A 26,132-nucleotide genomic window follows, 5' to 3' on the forward strand; every position below is an offset into this window, starting at 1 on the left:
GATTATGAGCACTACTAACACGCTTAACTCCAATACTCAGCTGGCTTACTTAGACAACAACGCCACCACCCAAGTAGCTCCTGAAGTGTTACAAGAAATGCTGCCTTATCTGAGTGAATTTTACGGCAATCCTTCTTCTATTCATCAGTTTGGCGAGCAAGTGGGTAAGGCCATAGAACGTGCTCGAGTACAGGTACAAAAACTGATTGGAGCCACTCACAGTAGCGAAGTGATCTTCACCTCTTGTGCTACCGAGGCCACCTCTACGGCGATTAATTCGGCCATTGAAGCGTTTCCAAATCGCAAAGAGATCATCACTTCAGTGATCGAGCATCCAGCGACCTTAGAGCTTTGCCAAATGTTGGAACGCAAAGGCTACACGGTACATTGGATAGGCGTAGATAAGCGTGGTCGCTTAGATATGGAAGCCTACAAACAAGCGCTTAGCCCCAATGTGGCGATTGCCAGCTTTATGTGGGCCAATAACGAAACTGGCAGTTTATTCCCTATTCGCGGCATGGCCGAGCTAGCCAAGCAACATGGCATACTATTTCATACCGACGCTGTTCAGGTGGCGGGTAAGTTACCTATTCAAGTAGCCGACAGTGGCATCGATCTATTATCGATTTCTGGTCATAAGTTTCATGCACCCAAGGGTGTTGGTGCCTTGTACTTGCGCCGTGGCGCTAAATTCAGACCGCTACTGCGCGGTGGTCACCAAGAGCGCGGTCGCCGAGCCGGTACCGAAAACTGTAGCGGTATTGTGGGTTTGGGTAAGGCTGCAGAGCTAGCCACCATTGCCATGGAGCAAGATAGCGCGCGGATTAAAATGATGCGCGACCGGCTGGAAATGGGCCTATTGGCTCGTATTCCCAACTGTTTTGTTACTGGCGATCCTAAACATCGTGTGCCCAATACCAGCAATATTGCCTTTGAGTTTGTGGAAGGCGAATCAATTCTATTGATGTTGGACCAACATGGCATTGCTGCTTCATCGGGTTCGGCCTGTACTTCGGGTTCTTTGGAACCCTCACACGTAATGCGCGCCATGGACATTCCTTATACCGCAGCGCACGGCGCTATTCGTTTCTCCTTGTCGCGTTTTACCACCGAAGAGATGGTGGATCAGGTATTGGCAGTACTGCCTGGCATTGTTGAGAAATTGCGTATGTTGTCTCCATATTGGGATGCGGCGAATAATCAACCGGCCGAGCAAAGTTTCAGCCCGGTGTATGCCTAAAGCGGCAGTGAGAGGAGCGGCGTATGTTAATTATTAACGACACTACCTTACGTGACGGCGAACAAACTGCCGGGGTGGCCTTTAGCGCCGAGGAAAAACTGGCCATTGCCAGCTGCTTAGAGCAGGCTGGGGTGGCCGAGCTTGAAGTGGGTGTGCCAGCCATGGGGCCGATGGAGCGTGAGGTAATCAGCGCCATATGTGGTTCACTGCGCAGCACTAAAACCATGGGCTGGAGTCGCTTACATCGAGACGACATTAATCAGGCCGCGTGGTTAGGCTTAGATTATTTAGACATCTCTGCTCCTGCCTCCACTCAGCAGCGCCAGTCCAAACTGGCGCTAACTCAAGCACAGTTGTTAAAGCAGTTGGAACGCGGCATTAAGCAAGCTCAAGATTTAGGTCTGCAAGTGTGTGTAGGCATGGAAGATGCCTCCCGCGCCCACTTAGACGAACTATTCGTGATTGCCGATTTAGCTCAGCAGTGTGGCGCAGTGCGTTTACGTTTTGCCGACACCCTCGGGGTATTGGATCCCTTTGCTACAGAAATCAGCATTAATGCCCTAAAGCAGCATTGTGATTTGCAAATCGAGATGCACGCGCACGACGACTTAGGTATGGCCACCGCCAATACCTTAGCGGCGATACGAGCAGGAGCAGACTCGGTGAATACCACGGTGATGGGCTTAGGAGAGCGTGCCGGTAACGCCGCCTTAGAAGAAGTATTAATGGCCCTAAATGTGACTAAGTTGGCTGGCCAGCGAGCTATTCCCGAAGTGAAGCTGCGTTTACTACCCAGTATTTGTGCCTTGGTAGAGAAGGCCTCAGGGCGAAGTGTGGCAGTGAGTAAAAGCATTATTGGCCAACAGGTGTTTACCCATGAGTCGGGCATACACGTAGATGGTTTGCTAAAAGATCCGCATAACTATCAGGCTTTTTCTCCGGCCTTGTTGGGTCGCGAGCACAGTGTGGTATTGGGTAAACACTCAGGCCATGCCGCCATTGCATCGGTATATAAAGATCTGGGTATTTACTTAGATAAACAGCAGTGTAGCGATTTAAGGGGCGTATTGTGTGGTTGGGCCGAAGTGAATAAACGGAGTCCCACATCTCAAGAGTTATTGGGTTTTTATCAACAATGCTGCAGCCCTGTAATGTCGGGTTTGGCCAGCTAACAAGGCAAACGCCAAGGAGCAATTGAATGTCGGAGCCAAGTTTACAAATGGATACAGACTTACTACAGGATGTAGCCGAACTGAGCAGTGCCGAAGGCTTTCTAGACTATTTTGGTGTGCCTTATCAGCCAAGTCTGGTTCAGGTGAAACGGGTGTTATACCTACGTTTACTCAGCCAAGTGTTTGAGAAGCAGCCTTGCGAGACTTTTAGTGAGTATAAAGCCGCAGTGGCCAAGGCTTATTGTTTATTAGAGAAGGGCGTAGTGTTGGCTCATGCTGCGCCGCAGTGTCAATCTTGTAGTGGCTGTTAACAGTAGAGGTAGAGCAGATGAACACAGCAAAATTTGGATATGGATGTAAAGTTCGGGTAGTAGAAAACATTCGTAACGACGGCAGTTTTCCTGGTTGTAAAAAGGGCGCTTTATTGGTTCGTCGTGGCGCAACCGGTTATGTACGTCAGTCCGGGGTTCACCTACAAAACCAGATCATCTATCAAGTACAATTTTTAAATCGTGGGCTCACCATTGGCTGTAAGGAAACAGAGCTAATGGATGCCGAATTGGTATGGCAGCCTAACCAGTTTGAATACGGCGATAAAGCCGCCTTAACCTTAAGCCTCTCGCAAGAGGGTGAGATTGTGGCCAATAAAGGCAGCGTAGTGAGTGTATTAGCGGTGCGTCGTGACGCTCGCTCTATGCCTAGCTACCGTATTCAATATGGTGAGTTGGATGTGGAAGTGCCAGAGCGCGCCTTAACTCGAGTAGAGGAGGCCGCTTATGTGGGATGAAACCCAAGCTTATATTAGTATGAAAACCAGTTTGGCTTTGTTCCAGCAAGTGCCAAAAGAACTTAGCGATAGTCAGCAGCAAGAGTTGGCCCGAGTGGTGAGCAAAACTCAAGCAATACAACAGCGGGTATTAAGTTCAGATGAAGCGCAGCAAGTGGTTATCGACGACGCTCAGTTAGATAAAGCGCTTGCGGTACTACAGCAAAACTTTGATTCAAGCCAGGCTTATCAGCAAGCTTTAGAAGACAACTTACTCAGCCCTGATGCCTTACGCCAAGCGATTAAAAACGAGTTAAGCAGCGAAGCGGTATTGGCCTTGGTGTGTAAAGACATTCAGCCGGTCACCGAGCAAGAAGCACAGACCTTTTATAATCAGCATCCAGAGAAGTTTCGGCAAGTAGCGCGGCGAGAGGCCCATCACCTGTTGATCACAGTAAACGAGCAGTTTAAAGAAAATACCCCGCGCGAAGCCAAGCGCCGAGCCGGAGAACTCGCTAAAAAGGTGAACCCCGGTAATTTTGAAAAGCTCTGTGAGCGCCACTCGGAATGTCCGACCGCGGTCAATGGTGGTTATTTGGGTATGGTGGAGCCGGGCAGTCTGTTGCCCGAACTCGACAAGGCCTTGTTTAATATGCAAGAAAAAAGCTTTAGCTCGCCAATATTAAGCTCGGTGGGTTATCACATTGTATGGTGTAAAAAGCACGTGCCCGAGCATTGTGTCAGTTTTGCTGAGGCCAAAGCCAAGATCCAAAGTGCATTGTTAGAACAAGCACAAAAACGCCGCCAAAAACAATGGCTGGCCAAGTTGTTTAATCAATCGCCATTGAATTAAGTGGTATAACAAAGGTGACAGTCTGTCACCTTTGTATTTTGGCTTTTATAAAAGCTGGGGAATGGCCTTAGCTTAGCTTTCTTTTGCCCTATTCTGTGTTGGTAACGGGATAAAAGCTTTCGCCGTAGGCGACGTCATTAAGCTTCAACGAGCAAAGTTTAGCTAAGCAAAAAGAAAGCTCGCCCTACATCTTCTTAGATCCTGCGTTGCGCATTCACAAGGGCGTTGAAGTAAACACTACGCTCAAACAGACTTCAACTCTGATACCTTGTTCATTTGCGCTACTCGGCGAAGATGATGGGATTGAAAGCGCAATTTTAGCTATCGAGGGTATGAAAGGTTTTTGCCGTATTCTGTGTTGGTAACGGGATAAAAGCTTTCGCCGTAGGCGACGTCATTAAGCTTCAACGAGCAAAGTTTAGCTAAGCAAAAAGAAAGCTCGCCCTACATCTTCTTAGATCCTGCGTTGCGCATTCACAAGGGCGTTGAAGTAAACACTACGCTCAAACAGACTTCAACTTAATCCCTTGTCCACTTGCGCTACTCGGCGAAGATGATGGGATTGAAAGCGCAATTTTAGCTATCGAGGGTATGAAAGGTTTTTGCCGTATTCTGTGTGAGTAACGGGATAAAAGCTTTCGCCGTAGGCAACGTCATTAAGCTTCAACGAGCAAGGTTTAGCTAAGCAAAAAGAATGTTCGCTCTGCATCTTCTTAGATCCTGCGTTGCGCATTCACAAGGGCGTTGAAGTAAACACTACGCTAAACAGACTTCAACTTAATCCCTTGCTCATTTGCGCTACTCGGCGAAGATGATGGGATTTAAAAGCGCAGTCTTGATATTCGAAAGAATGAAGCATTTTTGCCCCATTCCTTGCCACAGCCCCTAGCAATAGCAACCCTATGTATCCTTAATTTTTTTGTGGATATGGCACTGTGCTTATATACAGTTTTCTTGCGCTTCCTACTTTTATGCTGATGTTTTTGTTACTTTTCGAGCTAGGTGGCTGATATAGCGTAGGAATAGTGATAAGGTGGGCTTTGTCAAATGCATAAAAAGAGGAAAAATTCCTTGTTTAAACAAGGAATTTTTCCTCTTAATAACCTGTTAGTTTCCTCTTAAACGTGTATTGGGAATGGTATTAATAATGTGTTTTATATCATGCAGTTGCTCGAATCTTATTAAGGTTTGCAAATTACCAATTGAATCACAGTTAGAGATTGTTTAAATACAGCCAAAAAGATTTGGAAGAAAATGAACAAAAAAATAGTACAAACTGGTTTGGAACGTGAAATTTATAGATCAGCAAAAGAGTATCATGATTCAACAAAAGTAATGGATAAGATGAAACACACTCTTCCTTACATAACTAATCTTGGTTTTGCTATAGAACTATATATTAAGTGTATGAACGTCACTACTGAAACATTACCAAATAATCCTGCGAGTAAAAATTTGGTGTCGAGTGTTTCTATTCCGGCTGGAGGCGGGGTTGTAATCGATAGAATTGGGAATATGAAGATTCACACTCGTTTAAAGAAAGATACACATTCGTTAATCAAAATGTTTCAAAAGCATGAGGAACCATTGAAATTAAATGCTATTAATGAGTATAGAGAGTGTTTTAAATCTGATCTAATTGTTGATTTAGAGACTGTTGGTTCGCCTTTTTCTTATTGGCGATATCATTTTGAAAACGAACATTCTCATACTGGATTTGCATTATTAGAAAAGTTAGCTGATTTCTTTGAGATGTTTGCCAATAAGCAAAATATGAAAATCACCCTTGTGCCAGTGGAAGCGGAGTAAACTAACAAGCAAAACCAGCAGCGCGCACTACGTGCGCTGGACCTCGTTTCACTCGGCCGCTGTTTTGAGCGTTAAACGGTGACCTTCCTACAGAGGCCTTTCACCTCATTAGTTCACCTGTTTTGTCTCTGAGGTGAGTCTATCACCTCTAATCAGGTGGCCGTCACTACACTGCAATTAAGTTTTCTACCATATAGCCAGAGTTAGTATGAGAAATCTGAAATGGAATATTTAATATTAACCACACTGGCAATTATAGTTCTTATTCCCTTAGTCATTCCTTGGGGGAAAGTGCTAAATGTATATTGCATTACGGTTTGGTTTTCATTGTGGGTTTTATTCTACGTGCAAACGGAGCGTGAGAATCTCCCATCATATGACGCGGGCATCATAAGTGACGACGTAGTTTTAGGTGTGTTCATACTGGCGTTTATTTTGGTCGTTGTATTAAGAATTCTGGTTAAATTAATTTTTCAATATTTAAATGAGCAATAAAACATAGCAAAGCGCAGCAGCTCGCGCACTTCGTGCACTGGACAGTGTGTAAGTCGTGGCTTTGGGGTTTGTGGCAAAGTTAGTGATTTAGGTGGTGTGCGTTAGCATTGTAAAGCTCACTACTTACGCAGGCTTTATCTCTATAAATCTCCAGTCCATATTTGTCTTCGCGTAATAACTTGATCTTGACTCATGCTCACTCGCCAAAACCAATAAACTACCACTACACTAGTAAATCCAAAACCAGCACGCTTTAGTTAAGGAGTAGAAACAAGCATGAGTGAACAGCATCAAGGCAGTTGTTTGTGTGGTCAGGTTCATTATTCAGTGAGTGGTGAATTTGACAGCTTTTACCTGTGTTATTGCCGTCATTGTCAAAAGGACAGTGGTTCGGCACATGCGGCCAATTTGTTTTCTAGTCAGGCTAAGTTAACTTGGCTTAGTGGGGAAGCTTTAGTTCGCACTTATCAGTTGCCTAACAGTCGCCATGTAAAAAGCTTTTGTCAGCATTGTGGTTCGGCTTTACCGGCTCAACTGGAGGGGTTACTGCAAGTCCCCGCGGGGAGTCTCGATAGTGAGTTAATACTAAGGCCGAGAGCTAAAATCTTTATGGCTAGTGCGGCTAAGTGGCGTAAAGAGTTAAAGGAAGTGCCGAGTTATCAGCAACTTCCCGATGATTTAGATACTTAATATCGCTTTGTATGTCGATGCTAGCTAGCCAACTAGCTAGCATCAGTTGTTACTGTTAAAGCTTATTGGTAGGCTTTCCAAGTCAGTTCTGTTGCGCCATTGTCTACTTGTTGTTGAATGTTGGCTGTCATGGCTTGGCTAAACCCTTTGGTATCTTCAATGTTAAAGCTCATATCGGCACGGGTCATTTCGCTTCTAAACCAAATGTCACCATTATCCAAGTTAAGCTGTACGGTAAAGAAAGTAGGGTAGTCTTCACCTGTTGCTGGGTCTTGAATTTCAAAAGGTACTGTGCCGGCTACATCCATCGCACTGCGTTGGCGAGCGACTGTTTGTTGGTAGTTCAAGCCTTCGGTATTTAATTGCTCTGATACCGCTAACAAACGTACATTACGTTGTTTGCCGCCAATTCCCCAAGGCAGTGACGCCGCAACCTTTGGATCTTTAATATCAAACTGGCTTACAAATTCGCGTTGTTTATTTTGAAAGGGGTCGTTGGTTTTTACGCGTAAATCAGAGTCTGCATCACCTAGTTCATACTGAGGAACGCCACCTTCGCCCAATTGAATCAACATGATATTACCGTCTTTGTCTACGATGGAATAATGCAGGCCAGCGGCGTGCTCTAAACCATTAGGCGCATCGGCCCAAGCAAATTGGAACGCTTTATTGTCTAGCGCGGCTTTTACTTCGGCTACTGTGGCGTAGTTTTCAGCAATAAAGGTGGCTACATCGGCGATGTTCACAGCGGGTGCGCCATTATCTTTATGCTGGGCTAAAAAGGGTTCGCTATCAGATTGTGACAAGGCGGCTACGTTAAGGCCTTGGTCATTAACTGTGTGACCAGATAGACCGTTAAATGCGCCGTGCTCTTCAAAAGAAACAGTGTGGTATTTGGTTTGCCATTGTTGGTAAGCATTTTTATAGCTGCTGACTTCGCCCCGCATGGTGCGTTGGCTAGCAACTGGGAATACAGACACGTGTCCGTCAAAAGGGGCAGCGCTATACCAGTCGGCGGTGCGTATTACTAAAGTACCATGTTGGGTATCGGTGACTAAACGTGAACAGGCATGAGCGGTTTCGCTAATACTGAATATGGCGGTCGCTGCGATTAAAGCGCTAATAAGTGATTTTTTCATTTGAGCCTCCTCGGCAATAAATATTAATTTGTGATGTTTCGATGAGGCTATGCTAAGTAATCTAGAAAATAAGTTACTATGATTACTTCAAACCTAAAGTTTGAGGTTAGACATAATCATTACTACAGAGCGTCTTAGATATTTGGTGACGGTGGCAGAACAAGGCAGCTTTTCATCAGCGGCACGCTTGCTTGGTGTTAGCAATAGCGCGGTGAATAAAACCATTCAAAGCTTAGAAGAAGACTTAGAATTGAGTTTGTTTGTGCGTCAACACGGAAAACGGCCCACACTAACGGATGCTGGTAAGGCGATGTATTTTCAAGGCTTAGATATATTGCCTAAGCTAATTAGAATGGAGCAACACGCACTTACCTTAAGCCAAGGAATAGAATCCAGCTTAAATATTGTGGTGCATCCCTATACCCTTTATCCGCAATATAGCCAGCTGTTTCGCCAGCTTACTGAGCGCTTTCCAGATGTAGAGTTAAATTTCATTGATGGTGAATCTTTAAGTAGTTATGAAGACGACTTTAATATTCTTATCGGGCCTACTAAGCACCATTTACCACGGGGTATTGAGTTTGCCACGATTGATGAATTGGAATGGCGCATGGTGTGTGCGGCCACTCATCCATTAGCGGCGAAATCAGGCTGGCTTGAGTTAGAAGATTTAGAACAACATCCCCAGCTTCTACTTACTGAAGGTTTTAATACTAGTGCTGAATATCGCGAGGCGATGCGCTATTCACCACAACTGATTAATGTTGACCGCTTTTATCAATTCCGCGAGTTGTTATTGGAAGGTGTCGGTTTCGCCTTATATCCGGCTCAACTAGCTAAACCGCTGTGCCAAGCCGGCGCGTTGGTGGATTTAGCTTTTGATTTTGGCCCCATAGGTAACCGCTGGCCCATAGAAATGCTGTGGCGTAAACAGTTAGGCAAAGCTGGAGAGTGGCTGGTAGAGCAACTCTTATCAATGCCTGCAGCTCGCAGCAGTGAGCTGACTTAATTCGTTAAGTGGTGTCATATTTTAGCCGAAGTGATGTACAGTTAAGCCTCGTTTGACGCATGTTCGTTAACTCATCTTATAAAAGAGCTAAATATGGATGTTAAAAGTAGCCTAGCGGCCTTGTTGGTGGTGTTTATTTGGGGTCTGAACTTTTCGGTGATTAAGTTTGGCCTTGAAGAGCTTCCGCCGATCATGTTTTCTGGTTTGCGGTTTTTAATTGTGGCAGTTCCTGCGGTGTTTTTTGTTCCTTTTCCTCGTACCTCGGTTTGGAATGTACTTGGGGTGGGGGTATTCCTTGGGGTGCTTAAATTTAGTTTTTTGTTTGTGGCCATGCGTCAAGATATTTCGGCCGGTTTAGCGTCCTTACTACTACAAGCCCAGGTGGTATTTACCATATTACTTAGCCTGTTATTTTTTAGAGAGAAACTCACTGCTAGGCAGCTTGTGGGTGCTGTTATCGCGCTTGCTGGCTTTAGCTTTTTCTTCCAAGATACCGGCGGTAACGCCACGAGTTTAGGTCTGTTATTGGTACTTAGCGCGGCCCTGTTCTGGGCTATTTCCAACTTGATCATGAAAAGGGTAGCCAATAGTAACTTGCTGCACTTTATGGTGTGGGCCAGCTTAGTGCCGCCGCTGCCACTGTTTTTAGTGTCTTACTTTTTTGAAACTAAGCAGCCGCTGGCGCTGTTAATGGCTACCACGGCGCAGTCTTGGGGCGCACTGGTGTATGTGAGTTATATCTCTACCTTGCTAGCCTTTTCGCTGTGGGCGTGGTTATTACGTCATCATCAAACGGCGGTGGTAACGCCTTTTGCCTTGTTAATCCCCATTGTAGGCATGCTTGGTTCAAGTATTTTGTTGGGTGAACGCCTGACTCAGTTTGAAGTGTTTGGCGGCATGTTGGTATTGCTGGGATTAGCAGTATTGCTCCTGACTCCCGCCGTTATTGTAAAGCTAAGCCGTCGCATCGCGCATAGTAGAGCCGAGTTGTAGGCTGGACTTCAATAAGTTCACTGCTGTGCTAGCTTGCTAGTGGTCTAATTACAGCTTGAAAAACAAACTTAATATAAGGGCTTATGGCAATATTAGCCCTAATAGTTTGCTCCCATATTTCACCTAAACAATGTGCCAAGAACGTTTTTTGAGAGTCTGTGTTTCATAGACTAGTCTTATGCTAACTTAGATATAAGTAACTGATAATAAAGAATATTTAAATAATATCGCTGACAAATTAAGCCGCTGCTTATGAATCTGAAATCACATCTTAATGTGACCACCTTGGTGCTTTGAAAACATTAACTTGAAGCCGATACCCATATGCACGTAAATTAGCGCCATGTAAGCGCTTTCACGTTGAGGTAATCAGTATGCATTTTGATAATTTTTCAGAACAAAAAGTAGTAGGACAGTTTGTTGATTTGGCAGGCGAGCGATACTACAAAATCGCTAACGTTGACCAAATGGCACCGTTTTTTATTAGTGTTGTTTCAGCCAGTGATCATTGGTTGTTTATTTCTTCTACGGGCAGCTTATCTGCTGGTCGGATCCGCCCAGAGAACGCACTGTTCCCTTATAAATCGGTGGATTATATTCACGAGAGTGCCGAAAACACCGGTTCTAAAACCCTAGTAAGAGTAAATGGCGCACTGTGGGAACCGTTTAACCGTTATCACGATGGTTTGTATCAACTAGAGCGTAACCTATATAAAAACACCACTGGTGATAAGTTGCTGTTTGAAGAACTTAACCACAGCTTGGGGGTTAAATTTCAATACAGCTGGCAAACCAGCGAACAATACGGTTTTGTTCGTCAGGCAGAAATAAGCAACATTGGTGAGCAAGACTGCGACATCGAGATAGTAGACGGTATTCAAAACATTCAGCCTTCTGGCGCTCCGTTGTCGACCATGCAAAGCGCTAGTTCATTGGTTGATGCTTATAAATGGAATGAACGTTTAGAGCAGGGCCCATTGGTACTGTATACCATGTATGCCAAGCTATCTGACCGTGCCGAACCGCTAGAATCCTTATTAGCCAGTTCTGTGTTCAGCTTAGATAGCGACGACAGTCAAATCTTGTTAAGCAGCAAACAACTTAATGCCTTCCGCCGTGGTCAGCCTCTAAACGATGAACATTTAATTCGCGGCGAGCGCGGCAGCTACTTGCTAGCTAAAAGCTTCCGTTTGCCTGTACAGCAGCAGCGTGAGTGGTTGATTGTTGCCGATATTGATAAAAACCATCGTGCCGTTAGTCAACTACAAGCCGAACTAGCCTCAGTCGAAAGTTTAACTGATGCCGTTAAATCTAGCGTTGCAGCTAACCAGCAAGAACTGGCCAATTTGATGTCGGGTGCCGATGCTTGGCAGCTTAGTGCCGAAGAGAATACCAGCGTTCATCACTATGCGAACGTTTTGTTCAACAGCATGCGCGGCGGGGTATTCGAAAATGGCTACATCTTAGATAAAACAGACGTAATTAATACCTTAAAGCAAACTAACCGCGAGGTGACTGAGCGTTACCTTGAAGCGTTAAATAGTTTGCCTGAGCAATTCTCTCACCAAGCCTTAATGGCCTTAGCTAAGCAAAGTAACGATGCCCAGCTATTACGCCTATGTGATGAATACATCCCACTTACTTTTGGCCGCCGCCATGGTGACCCAAGCCGCCCTTGGAACCATTTTGAAATTAAACTCAAAGATGACGCTGGCCAACGTTTGTTGTCTTATCAAGGCAACTGGCGCGACATTTTCCAAAACTGGGAAGCACTAGCGCTAAGTTACCCAGGGTATATCAGTTCTTTCTTAGCCAAGTTTGTGAATGCGTCTACCGCAGATGGCTACAACCCTTATCGTATTACTAAGCAGGGTATTGACTGGGAAAAACCAGAAAGTGACGACCCATGGAGTAACATTGGTTATTGGGGCGACCACCAAATTATTTACTTGCTTAAGTTCTTAGAACAGTTTGATAAGTATCAACATGATCAACTACTAAATCTTCTTATTAGTGAACAATTTAGCTACGCCAACGTACCGTATCGTTTGAGTGACGTGGATCAATTGTTAGCTAACCCTAAAGACACGGTAAGTTTTGATGAAGAGCTAGATGCCGTTATTCAACAACGGGTAGCGACTATGGGCAGCGACGGACGTTTGCTATTAGATGCTCAAGGTCAGGTTTATCAGGTTAACCTGATGGAGAAAATATTGGTGCCATTGCTTACTAAACTTAGCAATTTAGTGATTGATGGCGGTATTTGGCTAAATACTCAGCGTCCAGAATGGAATGATGCGAATAACGCCATTGTGGGTAATGGTTTATCCATGGTGACGCTGTACTACATGCGCCGTTATGTTAGCTTCATGCAACAGTTGTTGGCCGACGCGCCAGAAGAGTTCAGCTTGTCGGCTGAAGTCGCCCAGTGGCTTGATAGCACCAGTACCATATTGCAACAAGCGCTGAACGCCATTGAACAAAATGCGGTGAACGACCAGCAACGTTATAGCTTCATGCTAGCCTTACAAAATGCAGCTAACGACTATCGTCAAAAGGTTTATTCGCAACAAGGCTTTAGCGCTAAAGCGAGTGTGCAACAAACAGCATTGAAGCAACTAATGACAGTGTCGCTTAGTGTGTTAGATGCCTCTATTGCGAACAATCTACGCCCAGATGGTTTGTACAATGCCTACAACATTCTGAGTTTGACTGAAGACAAGGCGGAAATCTCGTATCTATATCCGATGTTAGAAGGTCAAGTAGCGATCCTTAGCGCAGGGGTATTAAGCCCTGAGCAAGCCGTGACGCTGACCGAGCAGTTATATAACAGTGATATGTATCGTGCGGATCAGCATACTTTCATGTTATATCCTGACCGCGACCTCAATGGCTTTATGCAGAAAAACATCATTAGTGCAGAGCTGATTGCGGCTACTCCAGCGTTGCAGGCGATGGTGAGCGAGCAAGACCAGCGCATTGTTATGCTAGATGAGCAAGGTAACTATCGTTTCCATGCCGCTTGCGACAACTCGGCTGGCTTAAGCAAAAAAATCGAACAGCTTAAAGCAGACTACAGCCACCTTACTCCAAGTGATTGGAAGGCGCTGGAGAAAACCTATGAGCAGGTTTTCAATCATAAGGCCTTTACTGGACGCTCTGGCACCATGTTTGGCTATGAAGGATTGGGCTGTATCTACTGGCACATGGTGTCGAAGCTATTACTGGCGGTACAAGAGAACTACCTTAAAGCCCGCGAGCTAGATGCTGCTTCGCCTGCTACTCAACGTTTGGCGCAACTGTATTACCAAGTACGCCAGGGTATTGGCTTTAACAAAACACCAGATAACTATGGCGCATTCCCATGTGACCCTTATTCACATACACCGAAACAAGCTGGCGCTCAGCAACCGGGTATGACTGGACAAGTGAAAGAAGAGGTGATTAGCCGATTCACTGAGCTGGGTATTGAGGTGGCAAATGGCGCTATTAATATCAAGCCGAGTTTGCTTAAAGCGAATGAGTTTTTAAGCCAAGACGCTGTCTTCCACTGGAAAAATCTAGCTGGCGAAGACCGCCAATGCGAACTGAGCGCTGGACAGTTGGCCTTTACTTTATGCCAAGTGCCGTTTGTTTACACTTGTAGCGACGACTCACAACCCGCCATTGTTTGCCATTTAGCTAACGGTGAAACTCAGCAGGTGAGTGGTTTAAGCTTACCGCAAAGCTTAAGCCAGCAGTTATTTGCTCGACTAGGTGAGATAGTGAAAGTGGAAGTGAGTTTGAATTCTCAAGCTATCGCCCAGTTTTAGCCTTTGGCTAAGCTAAGTCTTTAACATTTAAAACCGAGTTGTGCATTGCTGCTCGGTTTTTTTTTGCTTAAAAAAAGGCCCGCATAAAGCGGGCAAAGGTTTAGTTTTAGAGAGAATAACTATACTGAGTAAAAAGCTTAAACACCAAATTCAGCTTTAATTTGTTCTAACCAACCGGCTAAACGTTCGCTATGCAGCTCGCTTTGGTTGTCGTTATCTAATACCAGACCGGCAAACTTACCGTTGTCTAGTAGCGCGGCAGAGTCGTCAAACTCATAACCGTCTGCAGGCCATTCACCTACTAGCTCGGCGCCGGTTTCACATATGGCGTCATATAACTCACCTAAGCCATCAACAAACTCGCTAGAGTAGTTCACTTGGTCACCTAAACCGTAAAGCGCTACTTTAATGCCAGATAAATCGGCGTCATCGAGTTGTGGAAGAAACTCATCCCAGCTTTCAGCCTGACAATCGGCAGCTAGGCCGGGCAGTTGGCCTTCGCCTAGGGTGGGTGTACCTAGAATCAACATTTTGTAAGAACTTAAAGTGTCTATATCGACACGGTTAATGTTAAGCGGCTTATCGGCAAGGTCTTCGCCTAATTGCTTGTGGATCATCTTAGCAATCTTACGAGTGGTGCCGGTATCCGTCCCAAAAAATATACCTATATCTGCCATGATACGTGCTCCTTGAATGTCTGGCTTAGTTGCTCTACTGCAATAAGCAAACCAAATAGAAAACAACTAAAAAACAAAAGCTTAGATAACTTGAAAATAGCCTTGCGCCACACTTTGTAGCAAACATGACAGCTGAGAAGACAACAAATGTGGGTTTTGTAACGGAGGCTAGGCTAGCGTCTAATCGCTTTAGTGAAGATGTTGGATGAAGATTGAGCTAGCTAGTTGTTGCGGCTCTCTTACACTCAAGTTTACGATGAGCTGCCATTAATTTAACAAGGGCAAACTCGAGTAAATCGCTCATGCGTTGTTTCAGTTCTTGGTGGCTTAAATGGAGAGTAGGCGCTCTTTTGAGTCATCCATTTAGTTGTCCAAAGTGTGCTAAAAGACAAGCTTTTAGCATAACTAACACCTATTTAGATTGATTACCTTATTGCTTTAATAGTCGTTATTAGCATCCAATGAATTCAGATTAATGGTCTATAAATGGGTTGGCCCTTAGCCGAGCGACGGCTAGGTCAATGAAAGATCGAATCTTTGCATGAGCTTGTCGCCCTTCTATATGAACGATACTGACCGGTAGTGGGGGCGGTTGGTAGTTAGCCAATACGCAAGTTAGCGAGCCATTTTTCAATTCCTCACCAACTTGATAAGACATTAGCCGGGTTATGCCAAGACCTTGCTTGGCGGCTTCAATTGCTGCGCCATTTTGCGAGCACTGCAGACGCGGGTTGACTTTTGTGCTTGTCTTGCCCGTTGCTGATTCAAACTGCCATGTGGTTGAAGGCTCTACGGTAGAGGCTTGAATGATTTCATAATTGACTAGCTCGTTAGGGTGTTTGGGGCTTCCATGTTTTGCTAAATATCGCGGCGAAGCACAGAGTACCCGATGAACGCTACCAACAGGAATAGCATAGATGCTTGAATCTTTAAGCTGGCCAATCCGAATCGCGATGTCTAAACCTTCATCGAGTAAGTTACTGATTCTGTCATAGAAAACTGCGCGTACCGATACTGAAGGATGTTGTTGTAAATACTCGGTAATCACAGAGGTGACATGCAGCTGTCCAAACAACACAGGGGCTGTAATGGTTAACAGGCCTTTAGGTTCGGTGTAGCTTCCCGATACTGCGGCTACGCTCTGGTCGACATCGTCTAAGATCCGTTTGGCATCTTGATAAAACCGAATACCTGAATCGGTTAAGCGAACATGGCGTGTGGTTCTATTGAAAAGACGAACGCCCAAGGTTTTTTCAAATTGGGCGATAGAGCGGGTAACAGCAGGCGCAGAAATACCTAGCTTACGGCTAGCCGCTACAAAGCTATTAGCTTGTGTTACCTCAACAAAAACGCGCATTGCCTCTAGCTTATCCATAACTGATGACCAATCTCAGTGCTTGATTATTTCAAATATCGTAACAGACAATTAAAAGGTGCCCTAATTATGTTTCTTTAGGTTAATTGTATGCTGGGTTCTCTTATCAGGAAAACACAGGAGTTACCCATGTCTCGTATATCTACACCCGAATCTATCGCGGCTGCGCCAGCGGCTTCCAAGGGATCGCTTGAAGCCGTTAACAATCTTTTAGGAACAGTTCCCAACTTGTTTCGAATTGTGGCAAACAGCCCTAAAACCTTAGAAGGTTATTTAGCGTTGAATGGCGCGCTTGGCCAAGGAGCGCTGAACGCTCAAACCCGCGAACGGATTGCACTAGCTGTCGCGGAGGTGAATGGCTGCAATTACTGTCTGGCTGCGCATCAATATCTTGGTAGCAACTTGGCAAAATTGGATGAGGCCGAAATTGAAGCGAACCGTCGTGGGACTTCCACAGACGAAAAAGCCGCTGCGGCAGTTGGTTTTGCCGTTAAGATTGTTAAATATCGTGGCAAGCTGTCTGACAGTGATTTTGAAGCGGTTCGTTCAGCGGGCTACAGCGATGAAGAAATTGTCGAAATTGTTGGCCATGTGGCATTAAATACATTAACTAACTACATCAACGAAGTTCTCGGTACCGAAATCGATTTTCCGGCGGTAGAAACCTTGGCTGTATAGTATTTTAGCTCGTTTAAGGGGTGGGATTTACCACCCCTTACTTGCAGTTAATTTAAGATCTTGAACTATGGCTTCACCAAACAAAATAACACGGCTTCAGATTACCCTGTAAATGCGTAGTGTCTTAAATCCGCTGTTTAGCAGCGATAGTTAACACTTGGTATTGTTCGTATCATTGCCAACGTTGGTGTATGAGGGTAAGCATTTTGCCTAAGGGGCTGATTTATAAAGCCAAACGGCGCTTTAGACCCCTCATAGGTTTAACTCTACAAGGGCATTAATCTCACCGTTGTTGCGGCGCTTGCGCAGTCGTTTTGCCCATTACTCGTCGTCATCGTCGTCATCATCTATGGGCGGCTTCCAAGTGATAGGGCGGTATATTTCCACTCTATCTCCGGCGACTAATTGGGTTTCTAGGGTGACAAACTTGCCAAACACACCCACCTTTTGTTTATCTAGCTCGATTTCGGGACAAAGATCTAAGATCCCCGACTGGTGTAGCGCATTTATCACGCTGCTTTCTTCTACCACATCAACATTAATGCAGAGCTGTTGCTCTGGTGTGGCGTAAGCGATACTGACTAACATAAAGCCTTCTCCTAGTTGGTTGATGGGGCGCAGCAACTGGCGCTTTCATCAGCTTTTGCCGCTTTAGCACTCAGTTTGTTTTGCAGCTGACGGTGCAAGCTAAGCAGTATGCCTAGCACGATGAAGCCACCGGGTGGCAAAATCACCAGCAGTAAGCCGCGGTAATCAGGGATGACGGTAAATTCTATGGCTTTGAAGGCCGAACCTAACAGAATATGGGCGTCGGCGAATAAGGTGCCTGAGCCAATAATTTCGCGAATGCCACCCAAAAATACCAGTACCCAGGTAAAACCGACGCCCATGGCTAAGCCATCTACCACTGCCGGTAAAGGCGCTTGGCGGCTAGCAAAAGATTCTACCCGACCCAAGATGGCACAGTTGGTAACAATCAATGGAATAAATAAACCCAATACCTTGTGCAGCGGGTGAACCCAGGCGTTAAGCACCATGTCGGTGATGGTAACCAAGGTGGCAATCATCAAAATATTGATGGGAATACGCACCGCGCGGCTAACATAGTTTTTGGTTAAGGCGGTAATAAGATTAGACAAGACCATTACCGCTAAGGTGGCTAGGCCCAAGCCTAGGCCGTTAGTGGCGCTAGAGGTAACCGCGAGTAGCGGACACAGTGCTAAACACTGGCCTAGTACCACGTTATTGTTCCACAGGCCGTCAGCAATAATCGTTTTATACTGGCTCATATTAACTTCCTTGTTGCTGAGTATTTAGGTCGAGCAGGGCTTGGTGTACCGCATTGACCACGGCGCGTGGGGTAATGGTGGCACCGGTGAATTGGTCAAATTGGCCACCGTCTTTTTTCACTGCCCATTGTTTAGTGGTGGTATTGTTTAAGTCTTTGCCATTAAAGCTCAATACCCAGGGATTTTTCTCTACTTCAATTTTGTCACCCAAGCCCGGTGTTTCGCTGTGGCTTAATACCCGAACTCCGGTAATGCTTAGGCGCGCATCGACTCCTACCACCAATTTAATTTCACCGGAATAGCCGTTGGCGCTAACTTGTACCACATAACCACTGGCTACGCCGTTTTCATCTAAAGCGTTATAAACCGTGTAATGACGGCCATCTACATCGAAGTCATGCTCGGTATCGAGTAGGGCATTGGCGTAGTTTTCAGCTGGCATCACTAAGTCTATCGCCGCGAGTTTGTCTTCTTTTACTCGTTCGGCAATAGCCGGCTCGGTAATGGTATTTAAACCCAGTAATAACGCGGCGGAGATCCCTACTGCAATGGCCAGCGAAACCGATTGATACACATTGCTGTTAATGTGTTTTTCTACCCAAGTGCTACTACTCATTATTGGGCTCCTTTATTGCGCTTAAATACAGATTGGCTACCAAATACTTTGGGTTTGAGGTAGTGGTCGATCACTGGTGTACTGGCATTCATGATCAATACTGCGAAGGCAACCCCTTCTGGGTAACTGCCAAAGCTCCTGATCAACCAGATCAATAAGCCGCAGCCTGCACCAAACAATATTTGGCCGCGTGGGCTGGTAGGTGAGGTCACCATGTCGGTAGCAATAAAAAAGGCTCCCAGCATGGCGCCGCCCGATAAAATATGGGCTAAGCCTGAGGCATACACCTCGGGGTTAATCATATGGGCAATGCTGGCGGGTACTAATAAACCCATAAGTAAAGCCATCGGAATGTGAGGGCGGATAATGCCACGCCAGATCATAAATAAACCACCTAGGGCAATCAGCAAGGCGCTGGTTTCGCCCATACTACCGGCATGCTGGCCAAGTAATAACTCTTTCCATTGGTCAATTTGTTGTAGGTCGGCCAGTGGGGTGGCGGCGCTAACCCCATCAATGCCCATCCACGCTTGGCTAAATACCAAGCCGCTGGCGCTAAGCTCAGGCAGTGAAATGGCCTGCCAGTTGGTGAGTTCCACTGGAAAACAAATCAGCAGCATCACCCGTCCTAACATGGCAGGGTTGAAGGGGTTATGGCCCAGGCCGCCATAAACATGTTTACCAAGGCAGATGGCAAAGCTACAGCCAAAGGCCGCCACCCACCAAGGCGTGCTAGCAGGTAGGCTCATGGCCAATAACAAAGCAGTAAGTAATGCGGAGCCATCCACAGCTTGGCGCCAATTCTTTTGTTGCAGCTGTAGGCAGACAAGTTCCGTTACCAGTGCGCTAAGGCAACAACTAATCAGAACAGTGAGGGCAGGCACACCAAATAACCATACACCGTATAAGGCTGCTGGGCTAAGTGCCAACACGACCAAATACATGATGTTAGTCGTTGACGTACCGGAGTGGGTATGCGGCGCCGCAACGGGGTTAAATTTGCTCATTCACTGTCTCCTTGTGATTTACGTGCGCGAGCCGGACGTTTACGTTTTGCCGCTTTGGCTTGCTTAGCGGCTTCTTTCGCTGCCGCTTCTTTAGCTAAGCGTTGTTGTCTTGCTTCGGTGAGCTGACGTGCCAGGTTAGATTTTTGCACCATGCTGCGCTGCGCGTTGATATTCGACTTGGCATGCTGGAAGTACTGCACCAGTGGAATACTGGAAGGACAAATGTAACTACATGCTCCACACAATAAGCATGAATCTAGACCAAACTCACGCGCGCCGTCCCAATCGTCGTGGTTGCTGTAGGCCGCCATTTGAAAGGGCATTAAGCCCATTGGGCACACTTTTACGCAGTTGCCACAGCGAATACAGTCTTGGCTTTCCCGTTGATTAATTTTGTCTTCACTTAAGGCCAATAAACCGCCAATACTCTTGTCGATGGGCACAAAGGGGGAAGGTAAGACTTGTCCCATCATTGGGCCACCAGCAATTAAGCGTTTGGCTTCAACTTTTAAGCCGCCACACTCGGCGATAACTTGTGAGACTAAGCTGCCAATCGGTACGGTAATGTTGGTGGGAGATTCAACCGCGTCGCCGGAAACGGTGATAACTCGTTCCACCAAAGGACGCTTAAAGCGCACGGCTTGGTAAATTGCTTTAGCGGTGGCCACGTTGTGCACCAAAATACCTTGCGCGGTGCTGAGTTGGCCCGGTGGAATGGCTACGCCCATTACCGCTTTAATCAAGTGGCGTTCTGAGCCCATGGGGTAAAGGCTGGGTACCACATGAATACTTAGGGCGTTAAACTCTTCGCTGGCAGCTTTCATGGCCGCTATCGCTTCGGGCTTATTATCTTCAATGGCAATCATTGCTTTGGTCGCGCCCACCGCACGTAGCATGATGTTGATACCAGCGATGATTTCTGCGGCCTGCTCACGCATTAAGCGGTCATCACAGGTTAAATAGGGCTCACATTCGCCGCCATTAATTAATAGGGTATGTACGTGGGCTTTACGTGCTAAACGCAGTTTGATGCCACTAGGAAAACCCGCGCCACCTAAACCTACCACCCCGGCGTCTAAGGTCCGTTGCACAATCTCTTCGTGGCTGAGTTTAAGGTAATCGCAGGGTGGAAAATCTTCGCCCCAGTTGCTATCGCCATTATTGCTTATCACCAAGGTTTGGCTTTTAATGCCTGAAGGGTGACTGCTTAAGAAAGGTTTAATTTCTACTACAGTACCGTTCACCGGAGAGTGCAGTGGTACGGTCATCTCGTTACTACCACGCGCAATAAGTTGACCTTTAAAGACTTGATCACCTTCTTTCACTAAGCAATGCAGCATAGAGCCGTTGCGTTGTTGCATACCCAAATAAACCCGGTCGGGCTCAAAGCTGCGGCTAATGCTTTGTTGTTGAGTGAGTTCTTTATAACCCTTAGGATGAACACCGCCGCTGAAGGGTTTGGATTTTAAACTAAACATGTCGGTTCCTTAAGCGATCTTGGGTTTTGGCCACTGCCAAGTATTCAGTTGCTCGGCTTGCTCTTGCATGCTTAAGCAGCCCTGAGAACAGGCCTTTTCACATAAGCGGCAACCGGTACAAACTTGACTAATTACGGTATGCATTTGTTTACTGGCGCCCACAATCGCGTCGAAGGGGCAGGCTTTAAAGCAGCGAGTACAACCAGAGCAATTGGCTTCATCGATGTAGGCCACCACGGGGATCGAGCTGGAATTTGAGTCCAGTTCTACCCCCAAGAAACTGGCGATACTAGACGCTAAGGCATTGCCACCGGGGGACAACAGCTTGGCGCTAAACGACCAGCTACCATTGCTTCGGCGGCTTGGCGGCAACCCGCTTCACCACATTGACCACATTGACCACCTGGTAGCATGGCTTCCAGTTCATCTACTCTTGGGTCGCCTTCTACTTTTAAGGCCTTAGAGGCCCAGCCCAGTAGGGCACCAATGCCTGCGCCAAGGAGAAAAAGGATTAAGATAGAAACAAAGATCATCGTTATTCTCCTATTTACTCACCATGCCACTGAAGCCTAAAAATGCCATCGACAGTAGGCCCGCGGTAATAAAAGCAATCGGTAAACCGGCGAAGGCCTCTGGCACTTTGGCTAATTTGAGGCGTTGTCTTAAACCGGCAAAAAGAACAATCACAAGGCTAAAACCCACTGCCGAGCCAAAGGCATAACACAGCGTTTCTAGAAAGTTCATGTCGTTTTGTACCACTAGCAGGGCAACGCCCAGTACAGCGCAGTTAGTAGTAATTAAAGGCAGGAAAATCCCTAAGGCTTGGTAAAGCTCGGGACTGTTTTTTTGAATTAGTAACTCGGTAAGCTGAACTACAGCGGCAATCACCACAATTAGCACCAGAATACGCATCACTTGAATTCCCAGCGGTGCCAGTAGCAGGGATTCAATCAGCCAAGCTGCTACCGCGGCTAAACAGAGTACAAAGGTGGTGGCTAGGCCCATGCCTAAAGCACTGTCGATTTTGTTCGACACCCCCATAAATGGACACAAGCCCAAGAATTTACCAAGCACCACGTTGTTGACGACAGCAGTACTAATGAAAATGAGAAGATATTCAGCCACTGGGAACTCCAAAATCTAGTTAAGCTTACTATGCTAGCTTGCGATGCATGGAATGTACCAAATTGGTGAAATATTACCCTTTGTGATGAATGTTCCTTTTGTAACAGGGGTTTACAAAGCGTCTAAAACGGTGCGCAAAGCTTGATTTTGGCACAAAAACCCGACAAAGCTGATGTATTACATAAGTAAATTTGTTGTAAAACTAACAAGGCTAAAAATTGTTAAGTGGCTTATTTTTGGGAGCTTGCCGAACTTAGAAAAATTTAACATTGTTGACCGTTTGTTCAGGTTTTGTGAATTATCATTAAGACTTGCTAAGTCAGTTACCCACTTTTTTATTAAGGATTTTTTTAACTGAAGTTGGCTTCGCTTTGCAGGGAAGTCATCCAGAGTGTTGGAAGATAACCACAAACAACGTACCAAATTGGTGAATTGCTCCAAAATTGGGAGAAACCCAGTTTTACAGCGGTGTCGGCAGGCCTTTATTCGCGCTTAAACAAGCCCATTTATAGTAATAAACCCGACAAAAATAATGAATAACATAATAAATTTTGTTGTAAATCAAACAAAGCTTATCTAAACAAACCGCGTGCCCCAAGGCTTGGCAGTCGGGAATACCCTTTGCATTGTGCTCTATTGTGTTCAGCACTTTATTTAGCAATGCAAGGGATTGATAAGATGATGAATCAAATTAAGTCTACCTTGGAAGAAGCGCTTAATCAGCCCACTCCAATCAGTAAACAGCAGATCCTAGAGCAGTGCTTTCAGATCTTAGAGCAAATGCCAATGGCGATGTCTATTGGTGATTTAAATGCCAACTTTGTGTTTGTTAACCAGCGTTTTTCTCAGGTAACTGGATACCAAAAAGAAGAATTGCTAGGGAAAAATCATTCTTTATTAAGTTACAAAACCACACCTTTAGCTGTGTATCAGGAACTTTGGGAATGTATTGGCAATGGTGGTAATTGGCAAGGACGGCTAATTAACCGAAAAAAGAACGGCCAGCGTTATTTGGCTCAGCTGTCTATCACCGGTTTGCAAGACCAGAGCGGTCAAATTACTCATTATATGAGTGTGCATGAAGACATTAGCCAGCGTCATCAAAGCCAAACCAAAGCGGCTAATCAAAAAGCTATGGTTGAAGCGGTGCTCAATACCGCGCCAGTAGCGATTGCCTTAGTGAATGATAAGCAACAGATAATATTAGATAATTTAGCTTATAAAACCCTGCGCAGTGATTTCGGTAGCGAGCCGGTCAGTTTAGCCATGGGGCAGCTGGGCAATCGCTTACAAAAATCCGCTGGTCAAGCCTATGAGGATTTTCCCGAAGGTCATAACTTCAATATTGAAATTGGCCGAGGCGAAAGCAAACGTTGGTTTTCGTGCTGCTTGTCTTCGGTGGAGCTGACTGGCTCAGAAGTTGATGATTACTTCGTACCTAAAATTGCCCGTTACTGGGTGATCACCTTAAGCGAGGTGACGCGTGAACGTCGTCGTCAAGAACAGCAACGCTTAGCCGAGCTACGCCGCTCTACCGCCGAAACAGAAGCCTTCCATAGTATGCAAGAGGCTTTACACGCTGCCATTCACCAAATTCAGGGGCCAATTAATGTTATAGATGCAGCGCTGCAAATGTTCTGTGGTGTGTCGAATAAATGCGCGCGTATCGACGCCATGCAAGCGGGCTTAGAAGCTGGTCATGCGGCTATAGCCCAACTACAAAGCGCGCTACCACAGCAGGCTCAGGAGCCCATGCAATCGGTGAACGTGAATCAGCTGGTACACGAGGTGACTGAAATGAGCAGCGAGCGCTTGCTCAAACGCAGTATTACTCTGCAGCTTAGCTTGAACGGCACCTTACCAACCTTTACCGGGCAGCCCTCTAGGCTTCGAGTAGCCTTAAAGCAGCTCATCGACAACGCCATTGAAGCCATCGATTACGGAAAGAAAAGCCGCAGAGACATCGTTTGTAGTACCCAGTTAATTGATGAGGACATTGAAATTACTGTGGAAGACAGTGGGCCGGGGATTAAAAAGGAATTGCAATTAAAAGTATTTGAGCCCTTTTACAGTACTAAGCCTCTCAACAACAACGGATGTAGAGGGGTGGGTTTAAGTATTGTGCAGCAAGTTGTGAGCGAGCATAACGGTACAGTTCAGTATCAAAGTACATCATTAGGCGGTTGTAAGGCACGTATTGTTCTCCCGCTAGGTCGGAATAAGCGAGGTGAGTAATGGAATATTCAACGAAGCGTGAAACGCACATAGCCGAGAGTCACTTAGCGGCGCTATATGAAGTGAGTAGCGTACTCACCAACAGCTTAGATTATAAGCAAAGTGTCAGTAAGGTATTACAGGTATTGCACGACAAAGCGATGTTGCAACATGCCATGTTGGCCTTAATGGAAGAAAACGAGCAAATGCTCACCATCGATACTGTTCACTCTCCTAAGCTGGAAGGCTCGAACATGCCTAATAATGTGCGTTATCGTGCCGGCGAGGGCATTGTGGGTACGGTATTGAGTCAGAAACAGCCGATAGTGTTAAGTAAGGTGTCTAATGATTTACGCTTTGCCGATAAGTTAGACCTTTACGCCTTGGACTTACCCTTTATTGCGGTTCCGATTAAGAAAAATGCCGAGGTACTAGGGGTATTGGCGGCCCAGCCTTTATTGGATGATCCCAGTAAGCTGCCGCTATTTACTCGCTTTCTAGAAATGACCGCCAATTTGATTGCTAAAAGTGTCTTGCTGGCGAAAGACGTGGCGGTACAAACCGATCAACTACAAGCCGAGCGAGACCGGCTACGCCGCAAGGTAAGAAGCAACTACTCCATGGACAACATCGTGGGTCATTCACGGGTGATGCGCCGCGTATTTGAACAGATCCGCTTGGTGTCTAAGTGGGATAGTACGGTATTAATTCGTGGTGAATCGGGTACTGGTAAAGAGCTGATTGCCAACGCCATTCACTATAACTCACCACGCGCCACTGGGCCGTTTATTAAGCTTAACTGCGCCGCCTTGCCCGACAACTTGTTAGAGTCGGAGCTGTTTGGTCATGAAAAGGGCGCCTTTACTGGCGCGGTGAAGCAGCGAAAAGGGCGTTTTGAAATGGCCGACGGCGGCACCTTATTTCTAGATGAAATTGGCGAAATTTCAGCAGCCTTCCAAGCTAAGTTACTTAGGGTACTGCAAGAAGGAGAGTTTGAGCGGGTAGGTAGCACTCAAACCCTGCACGTGGATGTGCGGATTTTGGCCGCCACCAACCGCAACCTTGAAGAGGAAGTGAAACAAGAGCGCTTTCGCGAAGATTTGTATTACCGACTGAATGTAATGCCGATGTTCCCGCCGCCGTTGCGTGAGCGTATTGAGGACTTACCCGATTTAGCAGAGTTTCTATTAGAGAAACTGTCTAAGCAGCAACGCCGCGAGTTGTCTTTAACCGACAGCGCTATTCGTATGATGATGGCCTACGACTGGCCCGGTAACGTGCGTCAGCTTGAAAACATGCTGGAGCGAGCATCGGTAATGAGCGAAAGCGGCATTATTGATCAAGATTTGATTGTCTTAGATGGGCTAGATGGGCCTAAATTTGCGCCCAGGGCGCCAGTGGAAAAACCGATGGTTGAACATTCTGATATGGATGAGCGAGAACGGGTGATAGCGGCCTTAGAGCAAGCGGGTTGGGTGCAAGCCAAGGCTGCTCGGCTGCTAAATATGACACCACGGCAAATTGCTTATCGTATTCAAACCATGAACATCAACGTACGTCAAATGTAAACCTTTGGCTGTCGGATTTGCGACAAACCCGACAGCCAATTTCCTTCCGCTACAAAGTAAACCACCGTAACTTATTGTTTTATATAAATATGGCCACTGGTACGTAGATTGCAACTCAGTCATGTAA

General features: G+C 46.0%; 24 protein-coding genes. 13 read left to right on the forward strand and 11 right to left on the reverse strand.

From position 1 onward, the window contains the following. The first annotated feature begins 4 nt into the window (after nt 1-4). The 7 genes from nifS (at nt 5) to AR383_RS01905 (ending at nt 7,025) form a co-directional block, all read left to right on the forward strand. A complete protein-coding gene (gene nifS, locus AR383_RS01870; protein ID WP_055731597.1) occupies nt 5-1,240 on the forward strand; it encodes a cysteine desulfurase NifS in 1,236 nt (411 codons plus the stop codon). Between the two features lie 23 nt (nt 1,241-1,263). After that, complete coding sequence (nifV, locus tag AR383_RS01875; protein WP_055731598.1) at nt 1,264-2,412, forward strand: homocitrate synthase; 1,149 nt, start codon at nt 1,264-1,266, stop codon at nt 2,410-2,412. Between the two features lie 26 nt (nt 2,413-2,438). Next, complete coding sequence (locus AR383_RS01880; RefSeq protein ID WP_055731599.1) at nt 2,439-2,723, forward strand: nitrogenase-stabilizing/protective protein NifW; 285 nt, start codon at nt 2,439-2,441, stop codon at nt 2,721-2,723. A 17-nt stretch (nt 2,724-2,740) separates the two neighbouring features. Further along, the gene (locus tag AR383_RS01885) at nt 2,741-3,199 is read left to right on the forward strand and encodes a nitrogen fixation protein NifZ (protein WP_055731600.1); all 459 of its coding nucleotides are present in this window, start codon (nt 2,741-2,743) and stop codon (nt 3,197-3,199) included. Continuing rightward, nucleotides 3,189-4,031 (forward strand): nitrogen fixation protein NifM, encoded by an 843-nt coding sequence (gene nifM / locus AR383_RS01890; RefSeq protein WP_055731601.1) that lies wholly within the window; start codon nt 3,189-3,191, stop codon nt 4,029-4,031. Before AR383_RS01885 ends, nifM begins: the two co-directional genes overlap by 11 nt. 1,254 nt (nt 4,032-5,285) lie before the next feature. Next, nucleotides 5,286-5,840, forward strand: coding sequence for a hypothetical protein (locus AR383_RS01895; RefSeq protein WP_055731602.1), 555 nt, complete (start codon nt 5,286-5,288; stop codon nt 5,838-5,840). A gap of 771 nt (nt 5,841-6,611) precedes the next feature. Further along, a complete protein-coding gene (locus AR383_RS01905) occupies nt 6,612-7,025 on the forward strand; it encodes a GFA family protein (protein ID WP_055731604.1) in 414 nt (137 codons plus the stop codon). A 62-nt stretch (nt 7,026-7,087) separates the two neighbouring features. On the opposite strand, the gene AR383_RS01910 is transcribed toward AR383_RS01905, so the two are convergent. Further along, complete coding sequence (locus AR383_RS01910; protein ID WP_055731605.1) at nt 7,088-8,164, reverse strand: linear amide C-N hydrolase; 1,077 nt, start codon at nt 8,162-8,164, stop codon at nt 7,088-7,090. A gap of 100 nt (nt 8,165-8,264) precedes the next feature. On the opposite strand from AR383_RS01910, the gene AR383_RS01915 reads away from it, so the two are divergent. The 3 genes from AR383_RS01915 (at nt 8,265) to AR383_RS01925 (ending at nt 13,978) form a co-directional block, all read left to right on the forward strand. Beyond that, nucleotides 8,265-9,173: a LysR family transcriptional regulator gene (locus AR383_RS01915; RefSeq protein WP_083481463.1), complete on the forward strand. Its 909-nt coding sequence runs from the start codon at nt 8,265-8,267 to the stop codon at nt 9,171-9,173. Nucleotides 9,174-9,266: 93 nt separating this feature from the next. Next, on the forward strand, nt 9,267-10,166 hold the full coding sequence (locus AR383_RS01920) for an EamA family transporter (RefSeq protein WP_055731607.1): 900 nt from the start codon (nt 9,267-9,269) through the stop codon (nt 10,164-10,166). A gap of 374 nt (nt 10,167-10,540) precedes the next feature. Further along, a complete protein-coding gene (locus tag AR383_RS01925) occupies nt 10,541-13,978 on the forward strand; it encodes a hypothetical protein (protein WP_055731608.1) in 3,438 nt (1,145 codons plus the stop codon). Between the two features lie 137 nt (nt 13,979-14,115). Here AR383_RS01925 and AR383_RS01930 read toward each other — a convergent pair whose 3' ends face one another. Both AR383_RS01930 and AR383_RS01935 read right to left on the reverse strand, forming a co-directional pair. Then, nucleotides 14,116-14,655, reverse strand: a complete 540-nt coding sequence (locus AR383_RS01930; RefSeq protein WP_055731609.1) for a flavodoxin — start codon at nt 14,653-14,655, stop codon at nt 14,116-14,118. A gap of 472 nt (nt 14,656-15,127) precedes the next feature. Next, nucleotides 15,128-16,030, reverse strand: coding sequence for a LysR family transcriptional regulator (locus AR383_RS01935; RefSeq protein ID WP_055731610.1), 903 nt, complete (start codon nt 16,028-16,030; stop codon nt 15,128-15,130). 129 nt (nt 16,031-16,159) lie between these two features. Here AR383_RS01935 and AR383_RS01940 point away from each other — a divergent pair, with 129 nt between their 5' ends. Further along, nucleotides 16,160-16,708 carry a carboxymuconolactone decarboxylase family protein gene (locus tag AR383_RS01940; protein WP_055731611.1) on the forward strand — a complete coding sequence of 183 codons (549 nt, stop codon included), beginning with the start codon at nt 16,160-16,162 and terminating at the stop codon, nt 16,706-16,708. Between the two features lie 321 nt (nt 16,709-17,029). On the opposite strand, the gene AR383_RS01945 is transcribed toward AR383_RS01940, so the two are convergent. Genes AR383_RS01945 through rsxA form a run of 8 tightly spaced genes read right to left on the reverse strand, consistent with a single transcriptional unit; the run spans nt 17,030 to nt 22,223 of the window. Further along, the gene (locus tag AR383_RS01945; RefSeq protein WP_055731612.1) at nt 17,030-17,296 is read right to left on the reverse strand and encodes an RnfH family protein; all 267 of its coding nucleotides are present in this window, start codon (nt 17,294-17,296) and stop codon (nt 17,030-17,032) included. Between the two features lie 11 nt (nt 17,297-17,307). Then, nucleotides 17,308-17,997, reverse strand: coding sequence for an electron transport complex subunit E (locus AR383_RS01950; RefSeq protein ID WP_055731613.1), 690 nt, complete (start codon nt 17,995-17,997; stop codon nt 17,308-17,310). Nucleotide 17,998: 1 nt separating this feature from the next. Continuing rightward, a complete protein-coding gene (gene rsxG, locus AR383_RS01955) occupies nt 17,999-18,613 on the reverse strand; it encodes an electron transport complex subunit RsxG (protein ID WP_055731614.1) in 615 nt (204 codons plus the stop codon). Then, on the reverse strand, nt 18,613-19,620 hold the full coding sequence (locus AR383_RS01960; protein WP_055731615.1) for an RnfABCDGE type electron transport complex subunit D: 1,008 nt from the start codon (nt 19,618-19,620) through the stop codon (nt 18,613-18,615). Before AR383_RS01960 ends, rsxG begins: the two co-directional genes overlap by 1 nt. After that, nucleotides 19,617-21,098 carry an electron transport complex subunit RsxC gene (gene rsxC, locus AR383_RS01965; protein WP_055731616.1) on the reverse strand — a complete coding sequence of 494 codons (1,482 nt, stop codon included), beginning with the start codon at nt 21,096-21,098 and terminating at the stop codon, nt 19,617-19,619. The genes AR383_RS01960 and rsxC overlap by 4 nt, the downstream gene beginning before the upstream one ends. A 9-nt stretch (nt 21,099-21,107) precedes the next feature. Then, a complete protein-coding gene (locus AR383_RS01970; protein WP_232304776.1) occupies nt 21,108-21,470 on the reverse strand; it encodes an RnfABCDGE type electron transport complex subunit B in 363 nt (120 codons plus the stop codon). Next, complete coding sequence (locus AR383_RS21890) at nt 21,395-21,631, reverse strand: (Fe-S)-binding protein (RefSeq protein WP_232304777.1); 237 nt, start codon at nt 21,629-21,631, stop codon at nt 21,395-21,397. The genes AR383_RS01970 and AR383_RS21890 overlap by 76 nt, the downstream gene beginning before the upstream one ends. A 10-nt stretch (nt 21,632-21,641) precedes the next feature. Beyond that, nucleotides 21,642-22,223 carry an electron transport complex subunit RsxA gene (gene rsxA, locus AR383_RS01975; RefSeq protein WP_055731617.1) on the reverse strand — a complete coding sequence of 194 codons (582 nt, stop codon included), beginning with the start codon at nt 22,221-22,223 and terminating at the stop codon, nt 21,642-21,644. A gap of 678 nt (nt 22,224-22,901) precedes the next feature. Here rsxA and nifL point away from each other — a divergent pair. Together nifL and nifA are read left to right on the forward strand one after the other, a co-directional pair. Further along, the gene (gene nifL, locus AR383_RS01980; RefSeq protein WP_055731618.1) at nt 22,902-24,458 is read left to right on the forward strand and encodes a nitrogen fixation negative regulator NifL; all 1,557 of its coding nucleotides are present in this window, start codon (nt 22,902-22,904) and stop codon (nt 24,456-24,458) included. Then, nucleotides 24,458-26,005 carry a nif-specific transcriptional activator NifA gene (gene nifA / locus AR383_RS01985; RefSeq protein WP_055731619.1) on the forward strand — a complete coding sequence of 516 codons (1,548 nt, stop codon included), beginning with the start codon at nt 24,458-24,460 and terminating at the stop codon, nt 26,003-26,005. The genes nifL and nifA overlap by 1 nt, the downstream gene beginning before the upstream one ends. Nucleotides 26,006-26,132: the final 127 nt, after the last annotated feature.

The organism is Agarivorans gilvus, assembly GCF_001420915.1.
Classification (GTDB): domain Bacteria; phylum Pseudomonadota; class Gammaproteobacteria; order Enterobacterales; family Celerinatantimonadaceae; genus Agarivorans; species Agarivorans gilvus.